This is a genomic window from Amycolatopsis sp. CA-230715, from assembly GCF_018736145.1.
Lineage (GTDB): Bacteria > Actinomycetota > Actinomycetes > Mycobacteriales > Pseudonocardiaceae > Amycolatopsis.
On the sequence record NZ_CP059997.1, the window covers coordinates 6,710,701 to 6,724,789 of the forward strand.

The 14,089-nt window shown below is 70.3% G+C and carries 15 protein-coding genes; 9 read left to right on the forward strand and 6 right to left on the reverse strand.

Features of this window, described 5'->3' with window-relative positions:
* The 4 genes from HUW46_RS31945 (at position 1) to HUW46_RS31960 (ending at position 3,145) form a co-directional block, all read left to right on the forward strand.
* Positions 1-1,185 (forward strand): MFS transporter, encoded by a 1,185-nt coding sequence (locus HUW46_RS31945; RefSeq protein WP_215542480.1) that lies wholly within the window; start codon positions 1-3, stop codon positions 1,183-1,185.
* 232 nt (positions 1,186-1,417) lie between these two features.
* Positions 1,418-1,759: a hypothetical protein gene (locus HUW46_RS31950; protein WP_215542481.1), complete on the forward strand. Its 342-nt coding sequence runs from the start codon at positions 1,418-1,420 to the stop codon at positions 1,757-1,759.
* A gap of 249 nt (positions 1,760-2,008) precedes the next feature.
* A complete protein-coding gene (locus HUW46_RS31955; RefSeq protein ID WP_215542482.1) occupies positions 2,009-2,698 on the forward strand; it encodes a nitroreductase family protein in 690 nt (229 codons plus the stop codon).
* A 36-nt stretch (positions 2,699-2,734) separates the two neighbouring features.
* On the forward strand, positions 2,735-3,145 hold the full coding sequence (locus tag HUW46_RS31960; protein ID WP_215542483.1) for a hypothetical protein: 411 nt from the start codon (positions 2,735-2,737) through the stop codon (positions 3,143-3,145).
* On the opposite strand, the gene HUW46_RS31965 is transcribed toward HUW46_RS31960, so the two are convergent.
* From HUW46_RS31965 to HUW46_RS31985, 5 genes are all read right to left on the reverse strand, one after another.
* A complete protein-coding gene (locus HUW46_RS31965) occupies positions 3,142-4,452 on the reverse strand; it encodes a nucleobase:cation symporter-2 family protein (RefSeq protein ID WP_215542484.1) in 1,311 nt (436 codons plus the stop codon). The genes HUW46_RS31960 and HUW46_RS31965 overlap by 4 nt on opposite strands.
* 11 nt (positions 4,453-4,463) lie before the next feature.
* A complete protein-coding gene (gene pucL, locus HUW46_RS31970) occupies positions 4,464-5,348 on the reverse strand; it encodes a factor-independent urate hydroxylase (RefSeq protein WP_215542485.1) in 885 nt (294 codons plus the stop codon).
* 2 nt (positions 5,349-5,350) lie between these two features.
* Positions 5,351-5,674, reverse strand: a complete 324-nt coding sequence (gene uraH, locus HUW46_RS31975; RefSeq protein WP_215542486.1) for a hydroxyisourate hydrolase — start codon at positions 5,672-5,674, stop codon at positions 5,351-5,353.
* Positions 5,671-6,144: a 2-oxo-4-hydroxy-4-carboxy-5-ureidoimidazoline decarboxylase gene (uraD, locus tag HUW46_RS31980; RefSeq protein WP_215550231.1), complete on the reverse strand. Its 474-nt coding sequence runs from the start codon at positions 6,142-6,144 to the stop codon at positions 5,671-5,673. Before uraD ends, uraH begins: the two co-directional genes overlap by 4 nt.
* A 97-nt stretch (positions 6,145-6,241) precedes the next feature.
* Entirely contained in the window at positions 6,242-6,715 is a 474-nt protein-coding gene (locus HUW46_RS31985) for a helix-turn-helix domain-containing protein (protein WP_215542487.1), read from the reverse strand.
* A 143-nt stretch (positions 6,716-6,858) separates the two neighbouring features.
* Between HUW46_RS31985 and HUW46_RS48475 the strand changes: the two genes are divergently transcribed.
* Genes HUW46_RS48475 through alc form a run of 5 tightly spaced genes read left to right on the forward strand, consistent with a single transcriptional unit; the run spans position 6,859 to position 12,531 of the window.
* The gene (locus HUW46_RS48475; RefSeq protein ID WP_442860999.1) at positions 6,859-7,611 is read left to right on the forward strand and encodes a hydroxypyruvate isomerase family protein; all 753 of its coding nucleotides are present in this window, start codon (positions 6,859-6,861) and stop codon (positions 7,609-7,611) included.
* Complete coding sequence (locus HUW46_RS31990; protein WP_254125093.1) at positions 7,608-8,492, forward strand: 2-hydroxy-3-oxopropionate reductase; 885 nt, start codon at positions 7,608-7,610, stop codon at positions 8,490-8,492. The genes HUW46_RS48475 and HUW46_RS31990 overlap by 4 nt, the downstream gene beginning before the upstream one ends.
* 4 nt (positions 8,493-8,496) lie before the next feature.
* Positions 8,497-10,191: a glyoxylate carboligase gene (gcl, locus tag HUW46_RS31995; RefSeq protein WP_215542488.1), complete on the forward strand. Its 1,695-nt coding sequence runs from the start codon at positions 8,497-8,499 to the stop codon at positions 10,189-10,191.
* A gap of 9 nt (positions 10,192-10,200) precedes the next feature.
* Entirely contained in the window at positions 10,201-11,520 is a 1,320-nt protein-coding gene (allB, locus tag HUW46_RS32000) for an allantoinase AllB (RefSeq protein ID WP_215542489.1), read from the forward strand.
* A 9-nt stretch (positions 11,521-11,529) separates the two neighbouring features.
* On the forward strand, positions 11,530-12,531 hold the full coding sequence (gene alc / locus HUW46_RS32005) for an allantoicase (protein ID WP_215542490.1): 1,002 nt from the start codon (positions 11,530-11,532) through the stop codon (positions 12,529-12,531).
* A gap of 8 nt (positions 12,532-12,539) precedes the next feature.
* On the opposite strand, the gene HUW46_RS32010 is transcribed toward alc, so the two are convergent.
* Positions 12,540-14,075 (reverse strand): FAD-dependent monooxygenase, encoded by a 1,536-nt coding sequence (locus HUW46_RS32010; protein ID WP_215542491.1) that lies wholly within the window; start codon positions 14,073-14,075, stop codon positions 12,540-12,542.
* Positions 14,076-14,089 lie beyond the last annotated feature (14 nt).

A 14,089-nucleotide genomic window follows, 5' to 3' on the forward strand; every position in this document is an offset into this window, starting at 1 on the left:
ATGACGCCTGCCCGATCGGTGTGGCCTGCCGTGCTGTGCTGGCTCACCGTCCTGATCGAAGGCTACGACCTGGTCGCGCTCGGGGCCACGATCCCGATCGTGCTGCGCGGCGGCCACCTCGGGTTCACCCCCGCCGGTGCCACCGCGGTCGCGACGATCTCGTTGTGCGGGGTCGCGATCGGCGCCGCCGGGGTCGGCCCGCTCGCCGACCGGTTCGGCAGGCGCGCGCTGCTGCTCACCTCCGTGCTGGCGTTTTCGGTGTTCACCCTGCTGACCCCGATGGCGCCGAACGTGCCGGTGTTCGGCGTGCTGCGGTTGCTGGCCGGGGTCGGCCTCGGCGCGTGCATGCCGGTCGCGCTGGCCGTGATGTCCGAGCACCTGCCCGAGTCGAAGCGCGCGTCGGCCAACACGCTGACGATGACCGGCTACCACGTCGGCGCGGTGCTGACCTCGGTGCTCGCGCTCGTGGTGGGCGAGGACTGGGAAATCCTGTTCTACGCGGGCGGGATCGTCGGGCTGCTGGTGCTGCCGGTGATGTGGTCGCGGCTGCCGGAATCGGCGGCTTTCCTCGCGGCGAAAGGGAAATCGCGCGAACGCCGGGTCGTGCTGAGCCCGCGGTTCCGCCGGGCGAGCATCGCGGCGTGGGTCGGGTCGTTCATGGGGCTGCTCCTGGTCTACGGGCTCAACACCTGGTTGCCGCAGCTGATGCGGACCGCCGGGTACGCGATGTCGACGTCGCTGACGTTGCTGCTGGTCCTCAACGTCGGCGCGGTGCTGGGGCTGCTGCTGGCCGGGCGGATCGCGGACAGCCGCGGCATCAAACCCACCGCGCTGGTGTGGTTCGCCGCGGGCGCGGTGCTGCTCGCCGTGCTGAGCCTGCGGATCGGCAGCAGCCTGCTGCTCAACGCGGCCGTGCTGCTGACCGGGGTGTTCGTGTTCTCCGCGCAGGTGCTCATCTTCGGCTACGTGGCGAAGACCTTCCCGACCGAAGCGCGGGGGACGGCGTTGGGCATGACCTCGGCGATCGGCAGGCTCGGCGCGATACTCGGCCCGTTCGTGACGGGCGCGCTCGTCACGGCGGGAGTGGCTTACCCGTGGGGTTTCTGGTTCTTCTCGGCGGTGGCGCTGCTCGGCTTGGCGGCGATGTCGTTCGCGCCGGTGATCCGGGACGCCCGGGTGGAGTAGCGCATCGCTTCCCGTGACGGGTTTCGCCGGGCGGATGCATCCGGTGGGGTGTCTTGTGCGCGTGGTTTTCTTGCGAGGGATGAGAAATCCCTGTTCGGGTCGTCAGCCGAGCGGGTGTGCCGAGGTGGGTGAGCGGTCACGGACGGGGCATCACCGTGGACGGCACCGGATCCGCGTGTGAGATTTGTGACGCTCTGGTCACCATGTGTCTTTCACGAAGGTAGGTCCCGTCATGCGCCCCCGAACCGCGCTGTGCGTCATCGCGAGCGCCGTCGCCCTCGGTTCCGCTGTGCCCGCCGCCGCGTCCGCCGCTGAGGGCGGCTTCACGTACCGCTACTACGGCGAAGGCGAGATCCAGGTGGGCCTGCTGATCAACCCGCCGAGCGGTCAGTGCATCGACCTCCCGGAGGTCATGGACTTCTACGACGCCTACGCGTTCCGGCCGCGCAACTTCACCGACAGGTCGGTGACCGTCTTCAAAGCAGGCGGCTGCGAAGGCGACGTGTTCTTCACGCTCCGGGCTGGCGGCCGCGCCTCCGACCGGCTCCTGATGAGGTCGGTGGTGTTCAGTTGACCAGCCTTCTCCGCCCAGGAGGAACCAGGGTCACCAGCTGAAGTCCACTTCGGATGGTCGAAGCCGTACGAGAAGTCCCTTTCGTACGGCCAGGGGGACCCCCGATTTCAACGCTACCGCGCGCGACCGACACTTTCGGCGTGCACGGCGCCGGCACCACTCCTGAAGCGTCCGCTGAGCGGACAAACGCTGCAGGAAATCGACCGTTCGTGGGTTCACGCGGGCCCACGGACGGGCCAGAATCGGGGCATGCCTGACTTCGAGCCGATCCACGGCAAGCCGTACGTCGCCGTCCCGTACCGCCCGGACCGGATGCCCGCCGACGAGTCCGTGACCAAGGCCGCCGAGCTGCGCCGCCGCATGGACGAGCGGCGCACCGTGCGGATGTTCTCCGCCGATCCGGTACCGGAGCAGGTCGTGCTCGACGCCATCGCGGTCGCGTCGACGGCCCCGAGCGGCGCGCACCAGCAGCCGTGGACGTTCTGCCTGGTCACCGATCCCGAAGTGCGGCGGCGGTTGCGCGAAGCCGCCGAGGCCGAGGAACAGGTCTCCTACGACGGCAGGCTCGGCGAGGAGTGGCTGACCGCGCTGCGGCCCATCGGCACCGACGCCGTGAAACCGCACCTGACCGACGCGCCCTACCTGATCGTGGTCTTCCAGCAGCGCTACTTCCTCGACGAGACCGGCGAAAAGCACAAGCACTACTACGTGGACGAGTCGGTCGGCATCGCGGTCGGAATGCTGCTGACCGCGCTGCACCTGGCCGGACTGTCGGCTTTGACGCACACACCGTCGCCGATGCGGTTCCTGGGCGAACTGCTGGGCAGGCCGCGCAACGAGAAGGCGTTCGCGGTGATCCCGGTCGGCTATCCGGCGCCGGACTGCGTGGTGCCGGACCTGACCAGGAAGTCGCTCGACCAGGTGCTGGTCCGGGTCTAGAGTGGCCACGGCACCACTGGGGGGAGAGATCCGAACATGAGCCCGAAGCTTCGTGGGCCGCTGGACGTCAGCGATTCCGCCGCTACTCTCCGCTCCGCCGCCCGTGTGCTGCGGGAGACGGCGGCCAAGGCCACGCCGGGGGTGTGGGCGGCGGAGCCGGTCCGCGAACAGGCTTGGACAGTGGTTCAGGTGGACGGTTGCCTCGGTCCGATCCAGCTCAGACGTGGTGACGCCGAATGGATGGCCCTGATGTCCCCGTCCATGACCGAACCACTGGCGGCGTGGCTGGACCAGGTTGCCGCGCAAGTGGAGGTGGCACGACGGGAACGGCGGACCGTGCGCGAGGACTGGCTGCTCGCCGACCGCGCCGCCCTGGATTTCGCCACCAGGATCCTGTCCGCCTCCGGTGTTCCCGACGAGCCGGACGCCGAAGTGGCGGAAAGCTAGGCCATCCGCGGTTCGCGCTTCCCGAAGATCAGGTTCAGCACGACCGCGGCCACGCAGCCCGCGCTGATTCCCGAGTTCAGCACCGTTTGGACGGCGGCGGGGAAATCGGCGTAGAACTGCGGCGCCGCGATCGGGATGAGGCCGATGCCGAGTGACGCGGCGACGATCGCGACGTTCGCGGGGTGGTCGAACGCGGCCTTCGCGAGCGTGCGCACGCCGCTGACCGCGACGCTGCCGAAGAGCACGAGACCGGCGCCGCCCAGCACGGGCTGCGGTACGAGCGCCACGATGCCGCCGCTGATCGGGAAAACGCCCAGCAGCACCAAAATGGCTCCGCTCGCGGCGACGACGTAGCGGCTGACCATCCTGGTCAGCGAGACCAGCCCGATGTTCTGCGCGAACGCGGTGCACGCGAATCCGCCGAAGATCGTGCTGACGGCGGTGGCGAAACCGTCGGCGCGCAGGCCGTCGCCGAGTGTCTTCTCCGTGGTCGGGCGGTCCACGATTTCGCCCAGTGCCAGCATGTCCGCGGTGCTTTCGGCCATCACCACGAGCATCACGATCGCCATCGACACGATCGCCGCGAGGTCGAACGCGGGCGCGCCGAAGTGGAACGGGGTGGCGATGCCGAACGCGGGCGCCTGCGTGAGCGTGCTCGTGTCGACCTCGCCGAGCGGCCACGCCACCACCGTGCCCACCACGAGCCCGAGCAGCAGCGCGACCCTGCTCCAGAACCCGGACAGGAACCGGTTGAACGCCAGCACCGCGAGCATGGTGACCCCGGCGAGCAGCAGCCCGGATGGCCGCACCGTGTCCTGCTGGTGCGACACCCATTTCACCGCGACCGGCAGCAGCGAAACACCGATGAGCGTGATCACCGTGCCGGTCACCAATGGCGGGAAGAACCGGGTGAGGCGCGAGAAGAACGGTGCCGCCAGCACCACCAGCGCCCCGCCGATGAGCGTCGCGCCGTAGACCACGCCGAGCGCGTTCGAGCCGTGCTGCTTCGCGATCGACAGCACCGGCGCCACCGTCGCGAAGGTGACCCCGTTGACGAGCGGCAGCCGGGCACCGAAGCGCCACACGCCCAGCGTCTGCAACAGGGTCGCCAGCCCCGCGGTGAACAGGCTCGCGCTGATCAGCAGGCTTAGCTCGCTCGCGCTCAGCCCCACCGCGGCGCCGATGATCAACGGCGGCGCGACGACGCCCGCGTACATCGCCGCGACGTGCTGGATCCCGCCGACGACGAGCTGGAAGGCGGGAGGTTTCCGATCGACCGGGTGCGTGGTGGGGAGCGTGGTGGTCACGGGGGCCGTCCTTAGAACGTGGTCTGCCAGGCGGGGCCGGGGTCCGGCGCGCCGTCGCGCAGGACCGATCCTTCGATGAGCCCGTACGGGCGGTCGGCGGCGTAGAAGACCTCGTTGTCGTTGGTGAGGCCGAACGGGGAAAGGTCGACGAGGAAGTGGTGCTTGTTCGGCAGCGACAGCCGTACTTCCGCGAGTTCGGGACGCGCTTCGAGCGCGGCTTCGCCCATCGCGTAAAGCGTTTGCTGCAACGAAAGGCTGTGCTTGCTCGCGAACTTCTCCAGCAGGATGCGCCGGGTCTCGCCGAAGCTCTTCGCCCAATCGCACTCGGCCGCGGTGTGCCGCCAGCGCGCGGTGACCGCGGTCGCGAGGATGCGGTCGCTGGTTTCCGCGAGCGTCGTGTACTGGTCGCGGGGGAAACCGTGGAACTCCGAGCCGGTCGACTTCAGCACGGTGAGCCCGGTGAGCCCGGAAACCACCCACGTCCGTCCATCTTGGATGGTGACCGCGGTGGTGCGGCGCTCGTCGCCCGCGCCGGAAAACGCGTGGTCGTGTGGCTCGCCGTCGACCGGGATCCGGTTCCAGCCGTGCTCTTCGACGAGGATCCGCGCCCCGGTGATGTGGCTGAACTCGCCGACGAAGTGCCGCGCGAGGCGCAGCGCGAAGTCCTCGATCTCGCCGACGCCGTGTTCCTTGGCGAAGGCGTACACCGTGTTCTTCTGCGTGTCGGTCGCGACGACGTCGGCGTTGTCGCCGGTGAGGTGCGTGCTTTCGAGTCGCCCGCGCAATGCCGTCGACACGGTGAGGTCCTTCAGGTGGTGCACCGGCCCGGCGCGGTTCACCGTCACGAGGCGGATTTCGGCCTTGCCGTACTGGTTCGGGCCCAGCGAGATGCCCATGATCAGCTCCCTCGGTAGGTGGAGAAGGCGAACGGGCTCAGCAGGATCGGGACGTGGTGGTGCGCGGCGGGATCGGTGATCCGGAAGCACACGGTGATCTCCGGGAAGAACCCGTCGGCGCCCTGGTACGCCTCGGTGTCGAAGACGAGCCGGTAGACGCCCGCGGCCAGCGTTTCGGGGCCGAGGTCGCGCACCCTGCCGTCGTCGTCGGTGCGACCGGTGGCGACGGATTCCCAAGCACCGTCCCGTTTTTCGAGCTTCACGCCGATCCCGGCCGCAGGCTTGCCCGCCGCCGCGTCCAGTACGTGCGTGGTCACGAGACTCATGCAGTCACCGCTTTCCGTAGTCGCAGTTTCGCGATCTTCGCCAGTTCCGCGCCCGCCACGGCCAGCTCGGTGCCGGGATCGTTGGTCAGCCGCGCGCGCAGGTCGGCTAGGAGTTCGGCGCCGGATCGGCCGCTGGCGCACACCAGGTAGACGTGTCCGAACCGGGTTTCGTACTCGGCGTTGGCCGTGCGGAACAGCGCGGCCTCGGCATCGTCCACTCCGGACTGTTCGCTGCTCGACCAGCTGTCCTTTTCGGTCTTCGCGCCGATGCGGGGATGCGCGGCGATCGCGACCTCGATCTCGTCGGCGCGCAGGGGTTCCGCCGCCTCGGCCGCCTTCGCCAGCGCGTCCACGTCCGGGTAGGGCCGCCCGCCAAGCAGGGCGCCGACCCAGCGGGGGACGGCGAGGCAGGCGGTCAGCAGCGGCCGGACCTCGTCCTGGGGGGCGGAATTGAACCGGGACAACTCCATTGATGCTCCAAGATTCTGCATCGCGGAAGTAAGTTTTCTGTTCTCGAAACGGTACGACCGGGTTCGCCGGGCGTCAACAGTTTGTTGAAACGCGTGCTCAGGACTCGTCCCGGTGCAGGTAGTTGTACACGGTGAACCGGGTGACCCCGAGCGCTTCGGCGACCGTTGCCACGGATTTACGCAGCTGAAACGCGCCGCGCTCCTCCAGCAGGCGCACCGCGCGCTGCTTGCCTGGCCGGTCCAGGTCGCCGAGGCGCGCGCCCAGTTCGGCCTCGACGGCGCGGATGAACCCGCCGAGCACGTTCGGGTCGCCCGTGCTCGCCGGGCGCGGGGCGTCACCGGTGTTGAGCCGCAGGGTCACCTGGGTCGCGCCGCCGTCGAGGGCGGCGCGCACGATCGACGGCAACGCGTCCAGCACGGCGTCGTGCTCGCCGTCGGCCGCCGTGCCGAGCGGCCCGAAGTCGGTGCGCAGCCCGGCCCGCTCGGCCGCCTCGCAGGCCAGGACGGCGTGTTCCGGCGGCGGTCCTTCGCCGCGGAACGGTTCGCTGGTGAACTCGGCGTGCAGCTCCACCCGCGCACGGTATCCCGCGTGCGGGCCGTTGACGAGACGAACCGGCGCGAGTTACTGTCGTTATGCGAAAACAAAATTTCACGATACGAAATCAAGCGGAGGTGCTCGTGCCGCACTCCCTGCGCTACGACGTGAACCTGTCCATGCTCTTCAAGGAGCTGCCGCTGCTGAGGCGACCCGCCGCCGCGCGGGACGCGGGGTTCGGCGCGGTCGAGTTCTGGTGGCCGTTCGCCGAGGCCGTGCCGGGCGACCGCGCGGTCGACGACTTCGTGCGCGCGCTGTCCGACGCCGGGGTTTCCTTGGCGGGGCTCAACTTCTTCGCCGGTGACATGCCGGCGGGTGATCGCGGGCTCGTCTCGTGGCCCGGTCGGGAGGCCGAGTTCGCGGACAGCGTCGCGGTCGCCGTCGGGATCGCCGAGCGCACCGGCTGCCGCAGCTTCAACGCCCTGTACGGCAACCGGATCGACGGTGTCGAGCACCGCGCGCTCGCACTGTCCAATCTGGACCTCGCTGCCAAGGCGGCGGCCGCGATCGGCGCCGAGCTGGTGATCGAGCCGCTCTCCGGCGCGGACCGCTACCCGATCAGGACCGCGGCCGAGGCGATCGCGCTGATCGACGAAACGGGCCACGACAACGTGAAACTGCTCGCCGACCTGTACCACCTCGCCGTCAACGGCGACGATCTCGACGCGCTCCCTCGGCTCGTGGACCGCATCGGGCACGTGCAGATCGCGGACGCGCCGGGCAGGGCGGAACCGGGAACCGGCGAACTCGACTTCGAACGCCACCTCGGCGCACTGGAAGCCGCCGGGTACCGCGGGTTCGTCGGTCTCGAGTACGCGCCCAGCGGCGATCCGTTCGGCTGGCTGCCCAAGGAACGAAGGGGAACCGCATGACACGACTGGCTTTCATCGGGCTCGGCATCATGGGCCTGCCGATGGCGAAGAACCTCGTCGCGGCCGGGTTCGAGGTGACAGGGTACAACCGCAGCAGGTCCAAAGTGGACGCGTTCGCGGCGGCGGGCGGCCGTGGCGCCGATTCGGTGCGCGAGGCGGTGCGCGGCGCCGAAGTGATCGTGACGATGCTGCCGGACTCGCCCGACGTCGAAGAGGTGGTCCTCGGCGGAGTGCTGGAGCACGCGGAGAAGGGCGCGCTGCTGATCGATTTCAGTTCGATCCGTCCCGACGTCTCGCGCCGCGTTGCCGAAGAAGCGGCGGCGAAGGGGATCCGCGCGCTGGACGCACCGGTTTCCGGCGGGGAGCAGGGCGCGATCGACGGCGCACTGTCCATTATGGCCGGTGGCGCCGCGGCGGACTTCGAGTCCGCGCGCCCGGTGCTCGACGCCGTCGGCGGGACCGTCGTGCACGTCGGTCCCGCGGGTTCCGGTCAGACCGTCAAGGCGGCCAACCAGCTCATCGTCGCGGGCACCATCGAGCTGGTCGCCGAAGCGCTGGTGTTCCTGGAGGCGCACGGCGTCGACACGGCCGCCGCGATCACCGTGCTCGCGGGCGGGCTCGCCGGGAACCGGATCCTCGACCGCAAGGCGGAGGCCATGGCCAAGCGCGAGTTCACCCCCGGTTTCCGGGTGGAACTGCATCACAAGGACCTCGGCATCGTGCAGTCGGCCGCGCGGGACGCCGGTGTCGCGATCCCGCTCGGTGCCGCGGTCGCCCAGCTCATGGGCGCGCTGAACGCGCAGGGACACGGCGCGCTCGACCACGGCGCGCTGCTCAAGATCGTCGAACAGCTTTCCGGCCGCGGCCGGGGAACGGAGTAGTGCGATGGCCAGGATCCCCGTCATGCGCGCCGTCGTCGACGTGCTCGAGAGCGAGGGCGTCGACACCGTGTTCGGCTGCCCCGGCGCCGCGATCCTCCCGCTGTACCAAGCACTCCAGGGCAGCGGGGTGGAGCACCTGATCGTCCGCCACGAGGAGGGCGCGACGCACATGGCCGACGGGTGGGCGCGCACCACCGGCAACGTCGGCGTCGCGATCGGCACCTCGGGACCGGCGGGGACGAACATGATCACCGGGCTCTACACCGCGCACGCCGATTCGATCCCGATCATCTGCGTCACCGGGCAGGCGGATTCGCGCAAGCTGCACACCGAGGCGTTCCAGGCCGTCGACATCGTGGAGATCGCGAAACCGGTGACGAAATGGGCGGTCCAGGTCAAGGAAGCCGCGCAGATGCCGTGGGTGTTCCGCGAGGCCTTCCGCGTCGCGCGGTCCGGCCGCCCCGGCCCCGTCCTCATCGACCTCCCGATCGACGTGCAGAAGCAGGACATCGAGTGGGACGCGAGCATCGACGGGCCGTTGCCGGTGAGCGCGCCCGTGCCCGCACCGGCGCGCGTCGAACGCGCGCTGGACCTGCTGTTGGCGGCGGAACGCCCGCTCATCCTCGCCGGTGGCGGTGTCGTGCTGGGCGAGGCGGGGGAGCGCGTGCTCGCGGTCGCCGAGCGGCTCGGGGTTCCCGTGCAGGTCACGTTGATGGGCAAGGGAAGCGTGCCCGAGGACCACGAACTGTTCGCCGGGATGGCGGGGATCCAGACCTCGCAGCGCTGGGCGAACGCGGCCTTCCTCGAATCGGATTTCGTGCTCGCGCTCGGCGCGCGGTTCGGCGACCGGCACACCGGTCAGCTCGACGTCTACCGCGGCGACCGCAAGTTCGTGCACGTCGACATCGAGCCGACGCAGCTCGGCAAGGTCTTCGGTCCCGACCTCGGCATCGTCTCCGACGCCGGCGCCTTCCTCGACGCCTTCGCCGCCGCGATCGACCGCAGGGGCGCCCCGGCGGGCAACCGGGCGTGGATCGAGCGGGTCAACGACCTCAAGCGCCTGCTGCCGCGCCGCGAGGACTTCGACGACACCCCGGTCAAGGCGCCGAGGGTGTTCAAGGAGATCAACGAGTTCTACGGCGAGCAGACCTACTTCGTCACCGCGATCGGGCTGTACCAGATCTGGTCCGGCCAGTTCCAGCGCGCGCACCTGCCCCGGCACTACCAGGTGTGCGGCCAGGCCGGGCCGCTCGGCTGGGAGATCCCGGCCGCGATCGGGGTCAAGAAGGCCAGCCCCGACGCCGAAGTGGTCGCGGTGGTCGGCGACTACTCGTTCCAGTTCCTCGTCGAAGAGCTGGCCGTGGCCGCGCAGTACGACGTGCCGTTCGTGCTGGTCATGCTCAACAACACCTACCTGGGGCTGATCCGCCAGGCCGAGCGCGGCTACGAGATGAACACCGAGGTCGACATCCACTACGACACCGTCGGCACCGACAACGTCAAGATCATGGAGGCCTACGGCTGCTCCGGGCGGCGGGTCACCGAGGCCGCGGACATCGCCGAATCGCTCGCCTGGGCGCGGAAGGAGGCAGGCCGCACTTCCCGTCCGGTACTCGTGGAGGTCATGATCGAGCGCGAAGGGAACGCCGCGATGGGCACGGCGCTGGACAACGTGCTCGAATTCGAACCTGTTCCCTAGGAGGTGCGGATGGAGCTGGTGCTCAGGGCCCGTCGAGCGGTGACGGGCGCCGGAGAAGGACCCGTCGCGGTCGGCGTCGACGGCGGGAAGATCGTCGCGGTCGAACCGTACGACGCGGACCTGCCCGGCAGGCGCGAGGTGGCGCTCGGCGACGACGCGGTGCTGCTGCCGGGGCTCGTGGACACGCACGTGCACGTCAACGACCCCGGCCGGACCGAATGGGAGGGCTTCGAAACGGCGACCGCGGCCGCCGCGGCGGGCGGGGTCACCACGATCGTGGACATGCCGCTCAACAGCCTGCCGCCGACCGTCGACGTGGCCTCGCTCGAGGTCAAGCGCAAGACGGCCGAAGGGCGCGTGCACGTCGACGTGGGGTTCTGGGGCGGCGCGGTGCCCGGCAACGCGGGCGAGCTGGCCGCGTTGCACGAAGCGGGCGTGTTCGGGTTCAAGTGCTTCCTGCTGCACTCGGGCGTGGACGAGTTCCCGCCGCTGGATCCGGCCGGGTTCGGCGAATCGATGGGCGTGCTGAGCGGGCTGGGCGCGTTGATGATCGTGCACGCCGAGGACGCGGGCACGATCGACGGCGCGCCGCACGCGCACGGCGCCGCCTACCGCGACTTCCTGGACTCGCGGCCGCGTGCGGCGGAGAACACCGCGATCGCGCAGGTCATCGCGGTGGCAAGGGAAACCGGTGCCCGCGCGCACATCCTCCATCTGTCCTCTTCGGACGCGATCGAGCTGGTCGACGGCGCGAAGCGGGACGGGCTGCCGATCAGCGCCGAGACCTGCCCGCACTACCTGACCTTCACCGCGGAAGAGATCGGCGACGGCGCGACGCAGTTCAAGTGCTGCCCGCCGATCAGGGAAGCGGCGAACCGGGAACGGCTCTGGCGCGCGCTCGGCGCGGGCACGATCGACTGCGTGGTGAGCGATCATTCCCCGTGCACACCCGAGCTGAAGCGCTTCGACACCGGCGATTTCGGCGTCGCGTGGGGCGGGATCGCGAGCCTGCAGCTCGGGCTGCCCGCGGTGTGGACGCAGGCGCGCCAGCGCGGGTACGCGCTCACCGACGTGGTGCGGTGGATGGCCGAAGCGCCCGCGGACCAGGTCGGCCTGCGCCACAAGGGACGGATCGAAGCGGGCCGGGACGCGGATTTCTGCGTGTTCGCGCCCGACGAGGCGTTCGTGGTGGACAAGGCGAAGCTTCGGCACCGCAACCCGGTGAGCGCCTACCACGGTCGCCCGCTCGCGGGTGTCGTGCGCCAGACCTGGTTGCGGGGCAAGGAAATCGACGGGGAGCCCGCCGGAAGGCTGCTCACCCGAGGCTAGGAGGAACACGTGGACCGTCCTGAGTGGACGAACCTGCCCGATCTCGCGTCGCGCCGCTTCGGCGGCACGGTGATGTGGGCGACCGACGAGCTGTTCGCCGAGAAGGAGAACCTGATCAACCCGTGGACCCCCGCGCATCAGGCGGAGACGTTCGGGCCGCGGGGCCAGGTGTACGACGGCTGGGAGACGCGGCGCCACCGCGAACCGGGCGACGACGTCGCGGTGATCCGGCTCGGCCTGCCCGGCACGGTTTCCGGTGTCGTGGTGGACACCGCGTTCTTCAAGGGCAACTTCCCGCCGCACGTCTCGGTCGAGGGTTGCGCGGTGGACGGCTACCCCGACGCCGCCGAACTGTCCGAAGTGGACTGGCAGCCGCTGGTGAAGCGCGGTGCCGCGGCGGGGCACACCGAGAACTTCTTCGAGCTGGCGCCGGGGCGCCGCTTCACCCACGTCCGGCTGACCATGCACCCCGACGGCGGCGTGGCCAGGCTCCGCGTGCACGGCACCCCGATCGCCGACCCGCGCCTCGTCGACCTCGGCGCGCTCGACCTCGTCGCGCTGGAGAACGGCGCCGTGGTCACCGGGTGCAGCAACATGTTCTATTCCTCGCCGAGCAACATGCTCGCGCCGGGACTCGCCGCGCATCAGGCCGAAGGCTGGGAAACCGCCCGCCGCCGCGACGACGGCAACGACTGGGTCACCGTGCGCCTCGCGGGGACCGGCGTCGTCCGGTTCGCCGACCTGGACACCAGCAACCTCAAGGGAAACGCGCCCGGCTGGGCGTCGCTGTCCGGTCGCGTCGGCGGTGCCGAGTGGTTCGAACTGCTGCCGAAGACGCGGCTGCAGCCCGACACCCGGCACCGGTTCGTGGTGCCCGAAGCACGCGAGGCCGACGAGGTGAAGCTGGACATCTACCCCGACGGCGGCCTCGCGCGCCTCCGCCTGTTCGGCTCGCTGACCGACCAGGGCCGCACCGTTTTCACGGACCGCTACGAATCCTCCGCGGGCTGAGGCAACGATCACGCTCGCGCGGGTTGCCGGACACCGAACCAGCGCGCGGCCGCGTCGTGGAGGGCGGCCAGTTCCGAGGAATCCGGTGTGTCCGAAGAGGACGCCCAGGCGACGTAGCAGTCCGGGCGCAGCAGCAGTGCGGTGGCCGGGCCGGAACCGGGTGCGGCCACCACGTCGACGCGCTCGCCCCACGACGCCGCCTCGGCCGCGAACGAGCCGGCCTCGGTCAGGTCGACCAGCAACGGCTTCGCGTCGCGGGTCAGCTCGGCCAGTCTGCTGTCGCCGACCGCCAGATCGGGCGCCCACGCACCGGTCAGCGGGTGCTCGTCGCCGAGGTCGTAGCGGATGTCCGCGCCCGACATGAGATCCGCGATGCGTTGCACGTTCTTCGGCTCGCCGAGCATCTCGGTGAACAGTTCTCGTAGCGCGGTGACCTCGCTGCCGGGCGCGATCAGTGCCGATTGCGCCTGGCTGTGCATGACCACCCGCTCCGCGACCGGACGCCGCTCGGCCTCGTAGCTGTCGAGCAGGTCCGGCGACGCCCAGCCGGTGACCGCCGCGGCGAGCTTCCAACCGAGGTTGATCGCGTCCTGCAGCCCGAGGTTGAGCCCCGGACCGCCGATCGCCGAATGGACGTGCGCGGCGTCGCCGACGAGGAACACGTGGCGGTCGCGGAACTTCTCCGCCAGCCGCGTGTTGACGCCGGCGAGGCGGCGGAGCAGATGCGGGCCTTCGCCTTCGGGCGGCCCGAGCGGGAGGTCGGCGCCGAGCACCCGCCGCGCGCTGGCGGCCAGTTCGTCCAGCGTCATCGGTTCCGCCGGTTCGGACTGCCCCCATTCCATGGTGCTCACCAGCGTCGCGCGGCCGGGGAAGGGCGCATAGGTGAACAGGCCGTGCTCGGTGCGGTAGTGCTGGAACGCGGGGACCGTCCCGTGGCCGGGGACATGTAGCGCGAGGGTGGCCGGGTCGATCCAGCCCTCCGGCACGGTCGCGTGCGCGCTGCGGGAAACCGAGGAATCGGTGGTCACGCCGGGGAAGCCGATACCGGAAAGCTTGCGCGTCACGCTCTTCCCGCCGTCCGCGCCGACCAGGTACCGCGCGTCGAGCCGGTACGGTCCGTCCGGCCCGGTGACGTCGAGCGCGACGCCGTCGTCGTGCTGGGTGAAATCGGTGAGTTCGTGGCCGTAGCGGATTTCGACGCCCAGTTCGAGCGCGCGTTCCTCCAGCACCGCGAGGACGTGCCGCTGCGGCACACCGAGGATCGTGAGGGGGTTGTCCGCCAGCACGCTCAGATCCAGGGGCAGCGCGCCGAACACGAACCGCGGCGCGGGCTCGGGCGGGCCGGGGTGCCCGCTGAGGCGTTCGTACAGCCCGCGCCGGTCCAGCATGCGCACGACCTGCCCGACGAGCCCGTTCGCCTTGGGCTCGATGCTTCGCGCGGGCAGTGCTTCCAGTACGAGCGGCCGGACCCCGCCGAGGCTCAGCTCGCAGGCCAGCATGAGCCCGTTCGGTCCGGCGCCACTGATGACGACATCGTGGTTCATCGCGAATCTCCTTG